4 protein-coding genes and 1 pseudogene are annotated in these 5,793 nt (G+C 34.9%); all 5 read left to right on the forward strand.

Annotation, left to right across the window (positions count from 1 at the left end):
* Positions 1–180, forward strand: a pseudogene (locus tag B3J44_RS22480) (ribulokinase); the annotation flags it as partial.
* A complete protein-coding gene (locus tag B3J44_RS22485) occupies positions 164–865 on the forward strand; it encodes an L-ribulose-5-phosphate 4-epimerase (RefSeq protein ID WP_144216206.1) in 702 nt (233 codons plus the stop codon). The pseudogene B3J44_RS22480 and the gene B3J44_RS22485, both read left to right, overlap by 17 nt.
* Positions 866–1,025: 160 nt before the next feature.
* Positions 1,026–2,534, forward strand: a complete 1,509-nt coding sequence (gene araA / locus B3J44_RS22490) for an L-arabinose isomerase (protein WP_286971556.1) — start codon at positions 1,026–1,028, stop codon at positions 2,532–2,534.
* A gap of 140 nt (positions 2,535–2,674) precedes the next feature.
* Positions 2,675–3,859 (forward strand): aldose epimerase family protein, encoded by a 1,185-nt coding sequence (locus B3J44_RS22495; protein ID WP_286971557.1) that lies wholly within the window; start codon positions 2,675–2,677, stop codon positions 3,857–3,859.
* A 192-nt stretch (positions 3,860–4,051) separates the two neighbouring features.
* The coding region (locus B3J44_RS22500; protein WP_286971558.1) for a PKD domain-containing protein at positions 4,052–5,793 on the forward strand (1,742 nt) is incomplete at its 3' end.

A 5,793-nucleotide genomic window follows, 5' to 3' on the forward strand; every position in this document is an offset into this window, starting at 1 on the left:
GCCGGAATTTATCCAAACGTAATCGAAGCAAGCCAGAAAATCGGAAGTGATTTTGATGGAGAATATTTCCCTCAAACACACAAGGTTGAAGCGTATCATAAACTGCTTTTAGCATACGAACAATTAAGTGCTTTCGCAGATCCAACTATTAAAATTTCTCAAAATGAGTTCTCTTTATAAAGATTTAAAACAAGAATGTTACGAAGCCAACATGCAGTTAAATGCATTGAATTTGGTGGTGTATACTTTCGGAAATGTAAGTGCCGTTGACAGAAAAAATGGTGTTTTTGCCATTAAACCAAGCGGTGTTCCTTACGAAGATTTAAAACCTGAAGATATCGTAATTGTCGATTTCGATAATAATGTTATCGAAGGCACAATGCGTCCGTCATCTGACACGAAAACACACGCTTATTTATACAAAAATTGGCCAAATATTGGTGGCGTTGCACATACACACGCAACATATTCTGTGGCTTGGGCACAATCGCAGCAAGATATTCCAATTTTCGGAACAACGCATGCCGATCACTTAACGGCTGATATTCCGTGTGCGCCCCCGATGGCAGATCATTTAATCGAAGGAAACTATGAGCACAATACCGGAATTCAGATTTTGGATTGTTTCAAAGAAAAAAATCTTTCATACGAAGAAGTAGAAATGATTTTAATTGGAAATCACGGTCCGTTTGCGTGGGGAAAAAATGCGGCAAAAGCAGTTTACAACAGTAAAGTTTTAGAAGTAGTTGCCGAAATGGCGTATTTGACTTTACAAATAAACCCAAATGCACCAAGATTAAAAGATTCATTAATAAAGAAACATTACAACCGTAAACACGGAAAAGATTCGTATTACGGACAGTGATAATTTTGTTTCAGGTTTTCTTTGTTTCAAGTTTCAAGTTGTTGGAACGTGAAGCTTGGAACGTGAAACAAACATAAACAAAACAATAAAACAACAATTCAAGCTTTTTCAGATTCCAACAACCTGAAACCTGAAACTTGAAACAAAATAAACAAAAACAATGATAGATATCTCTCAAAAAGAAGTATGGTTTGTAGTAGGAAGCCAAGAATTATACGGTGAAGAAACACTTAGAAAAGTAGCAGAACATTCTCAAATAATGGCAAAAGGATTAGATGCTTCATCTTCAATTCCAGTAAAAGTGGTTTACAAAGATGTGGTAAAATCTCCTTCGCAGATTTTAGACGTTTGTTTGGCCGCGAATTCTGAGAAAAACTGTATCGGAATTATTGCGTGGATGCACACTTTCTCTCCAGCAAAAATGTGGATTGGCGGATTAAATATTCTTAAAAAACCATTATGCCATTTGCATACACAATACAATGCTGAAATTCCGTGGGGAAGCATCGACATGGATTTCATGAACTTGAACCAATCGGCTCACGGAGATCGTGAATTTGGTTTCATGATGTCTAGATTACGTAAAAAACGTAAAGTTGTAGTTGGGCATTGGGAAGATCAAAGAGTTCAAAAACAACTAGGAATCTGGTCAAGAGTGGTTTTGGGATGGGACGAACTTCAAAACCTAAAAGTAGCTCGTATTGGTGACAATATGCGTGAAGTTGCCGTTACAGAAGGTGACAAAGTTGAGGCTCAAATTCGTTTCGGAATGTCGGTAAACGGATACGATTCTTCAGATGTTACAAAACATATCGAGAAAGTAACAGACAAACAATTAGCTGATTTATTGGCAGTTTATGAGTCTTCTTATAACTTAACTGATTCTTTAAAAGAAGGTGGAGCACAAAGAAGTTCATTAGTAGAAGCAGCAAAAATTGAATTAGGATTAAGAGCTTTTCTTGAAGAAGGAGGATTTGGAGCTTTTACAGATACATTTGAAAACCTTGGCGTTTGGAAACAATTGCCAGGAATTGCAACACAAAGATTAATGGCCGATGGTTATGGTTTTGGTGGAGAAGGAGACTGGAAAACAGCTGCAATGGTTAGAGCTTTAAAAGTAATGTGTATTGGTTTAGAAGGTGGAACTTCTTTCATGGAAGATTACACATATCATTTCACACCGCAAAAATCATACGTTTTAGGATCTCACATGTTGGAAATCTGTCCATCTATTGCTGACGGAAAACCTTCTTGCGAAGTACATCCATTAGGAATTGGCGGGAAAGAAGATCCAGCTCGTTTGGTGTTTAATTCTCCTGCAGGAGATGCAATCAATGTTTCTTTGGTTGATATGGGAACTCGTTTCCGTTTAATTGTAAACGAGGTTGAAGCAGTTAAACCAATGGCAGAATTACCAAAACTTCCAGTTGCACGCGTTCTATGGGATTGTAAGCCAAATTTAGAAGTTGCAGCAACAGCTTGGATTTTGGCTGGAGGAGCGCACCACACGGTTTACAGCCAATCTATTACAACAGAATATATGGAAGATTTCGCAGATATCGCAGGAATCGAATTATTGGTAATTGATGAAAAAACAACTGTAAGAGAGTTTAAAGATAAAATCAATGCTAACGAAGCCTATTTCCATTTATTCCAACACGGACTATAAGGCGGTAAAATGTAATTTGTAAGATGTAAAATGTGAAAAAACTTAAAAAGGTAATTTTTACATTTTTAAAATGATTAAATTTCACATCTAACAATTTACATCTAACATTTAACTTTTTTACAAACCCAAAATTATCATTTATGAATGTATTAAAACGCTCTCTTTTCATATTAAGCATGCTTGGTATTGCTATAGTTTCAGTTCAGTGTAAAGGCGATAAAAAAGCTGATACAGAAAAAGCTGAAACCGATGCAAAAGCTTTAGTTACAATTGACAAATCGGAATACGGAACTACTGCTAAAGGCGAAAAAGTAGAAAGCTATAAACTGAAAAACCAAAACGGGATGGAAGTAGACATCATCACTTTTGGCGGAAGAATTACAGATTTGAAAGTGCCTAATAAAGAAGGCGTTTCAGAAAATGTAGTAATCGGATTCAGTTCTCTAGCGCAATACGAAAAAGAAAATCCATTTTTTGGAGCTTTAATTGGAAGATACGGAAATAGAATTGCAAAAGGTAAATTTTCATTAGATGGAAAAGAATATCAATTGGCAATTAACAATGCACCAAATGCTTTGCACGGTGGTCCGCAAGGATTTTTTAATGTGGTTTGGAAAGCTGATGAGGTTAAATCTGGTGAAACAGCTTCATTAAAATTGTCTTACCTAAGTAAAGATATGGAAGAAGGTTATCCTGGAAACTTAAAGGTTTTTGTGACTTATACATTGACAAATGATAATCAGTTAGAAGTTTTATACGAAGCAACAACAGACAAAAAAACGGTTGTTAACTTAACACAGCATTCTTATTTCAATTTATCTGGAGATTTCACCAAAACAATCTTAGATCACGAATTGACATTAAATGCAGATAAATTAGTTCCAGTTGATGCAGATTTGATTCCGACAGGAAAATTAGAAGATGTTGCTGGTACGCCTTTCGATTTCAGAACGCCAAAATTAATTGGAAAAGACATTAATGCTAAAAATGATCAATTACAAAAAGGAAAAGGTTACGATCACTGCTGGGTGTTGAATAACCCTGAAAAAGGAAAAACAATCATAGCAAAAGTATACCACGCAGCAAGCGGAAGAGTTATGGAAATGACAACAGACGAGCCTGGAATTCAGTTCTATTCTGGAAATTTCCTTGACGGAACGTTGCCAATGCCAAACGGAGGAACTTTTGCACATAGAACAGGATTATGTTTAGAAACAGAACATTATCCAGATTCTCCAAACCAGAAAAATTTTCCAACAACAGTTCTAAACCCTGGAGAAAATTATAAAACTAAAACTACTTTTAAATTCTCGGTAAAAAAATAGTTTTAGAATCTGTTAATTAGTTTAGTAATTCTCTAAAAACCTCGAAAGTGTCTGACTTTCGGGGTTTTTTGTTTTGAATATTATTTAGTTTCAAAGAAATATTTTTTCAACCCTATTTCTGTCATTTGATTCTTATATTTGGAGTTAATAATCAAACCTAAAAATTTAAAAGAGAGGCCAAAAATTACTTAAATGAGAATAACTATAAATCAAAAAAACAAATTTAATACAGCAATTTCGTTTTTATTTTTTCTGTTTTTTCAATGCATAAATGCGCAGATAACATTGACCCATAATGTTGGAACAACACTTGTTAAGACTAGTATGTATACTTGCGATAGAGATGAAGCTTGGTCGAAATTATTTACATTATCAGATTTTGGTATAAAACCAAACGAACAATTTGTTATTAGATCGGGACAAATTGGAATTAGTAAATCTGATGAAGGTTCAAATTTATATTTTACCGTCTATAGTATCGACGACAATTTTCCTGTTTTCTTTTATTCTTCATTTCCAAGAACGGTGCTTGGAAGCCGCAGTTTTAACCCAACGAGAGTTATTAATGGTGCTCCAGAAATTTTCCAGTTTGATTTTGATGAACCAATAGTTGTTCCGGCCGGAACTAAAAGAATAATGGTCACAGTGCATAAGATAAAAGATATTTATAATCCAAAGTCGGGAGAAGTCTTTATTGCGGGTACTGCACAAGACAATGGAGAATCGTGGTATTTAGGCTGTGACTTAAATCATGGACTATCGCGTACTACAGATTTGACTATTCCTGTTCCAGATGCAAATTTTTATATCAATGTGACGGGCGAAGTATTTGATACAAAAAGTTTAGGGCCAATCACTAGAATTTCACATAACCTCAATGACGAATTAATAGATACTGGTATACATTCATGTACATCGGCATATATTTATTGGGCAAGAACTTTTAACTTAAAAGATTTTGGTATATCAAATAATGAGGAATTTATAATTAATTCGGGGCAAGTTGGAATTAACAAAACAGGTTGGCTAGCTGAAATTAGTTTTAATATCTATGAAATTGATGATAATTTCCCATGTTCTTTTTCTGAAAAAAAATTAATAGGAAGCAGTCAATATGAAGAGCTGCGGCCGAGTATTGATGAGAACTCTCAGATTATACAAGTAGATTTTGATAAACCAATCAAAATTCCAGCTGGTGTAAAAAAAATTCTGGTAGAAGTTCATAAAGGAATTGTTTATGGAGATGGAGTTGCCTTTATAGCGGGTACAACACAAAGTGAGGGTGTGTCATGGCAACGAGGTTGTACAGCACTAGTAGGATATCCTGATCTTGGAAATGGCTATGTTTCGACTGCCGATTTTGGAAAACCGCAAGCCAATTTTTATATCAACGTGACAGGAAATGTAAATAAGGTTAAAAATAATGTTTTTGAAATGAACATTTCGAATATCTGTTCTGAATTCTTAAAAGAATTTAGTGTTAGTGATCAGTCAAAAATTGCTTCAATTATATGGGATTTCGGAGATCCAGATTCAGGAACAAATAATGTTTCTACAGATTTATCTCCCTTTCATGATTTTTCGGCCGATGGAAAATATACTATTACCGCCAAGGTTACTGGCAAAGATGGAACTGTTGAAAATTTATCGGAAACAATTGATGTGAAAGAACCGCCTAAAGCATATGGAATCAATAATATTTACGCTTGCGAAAATAGTTTAAACACAGGATTTTCTACCTCTTTTGATACTTCAACAGTTACACAGCAGGTTTTGGGAACTCAAACTGAAAAAACAGTTACTTTCATAGACAGCAAAGGCAATAAGTATGAAACATTGCCAAACCCATTCGCAAATACAGTTAAAGATAGAGAAACGATTACTGTTAGGGTAAGTCACGATGACAATCCTTGTTGCTACTCTGAAACTACATT

It is taken from the genome of Flavobacterium sp. UBA4854 (genome assembly GCF_002399805.1).
GTDB classification, from domain to species: domain Bacteria; phylum Bacteroidota; class Bacteroidia; order Flavobacteriales; family Flavobacteriaceae; genus Flavobacterium; species Flavobacterium ginsengisoli.

Bases quoted from the DNA above. Each gene is read 5' to 3' on its own strand.
- araA (WP_286971556.1), top strand. From the start codon at position 1,026: ATGATAGATATCTCTCAAAAAGAAGTATGGTTTGTAGTAGGAAGCCAA.
- B3J44_RS22485 (WP_144216206.1), top strand. From the start codon at position 164: ATGAGTTCTCTTTATAAAGATTTAAAACAAGAATGTTACGAAGCCAAC.
- B3J44_RS22495 (WP_286971557.1), top strand. From the start codon at position 2,675: ATGAATGTATTAAAACGCTCTCTTTTCATATTAAGCATGCTTGGTATT.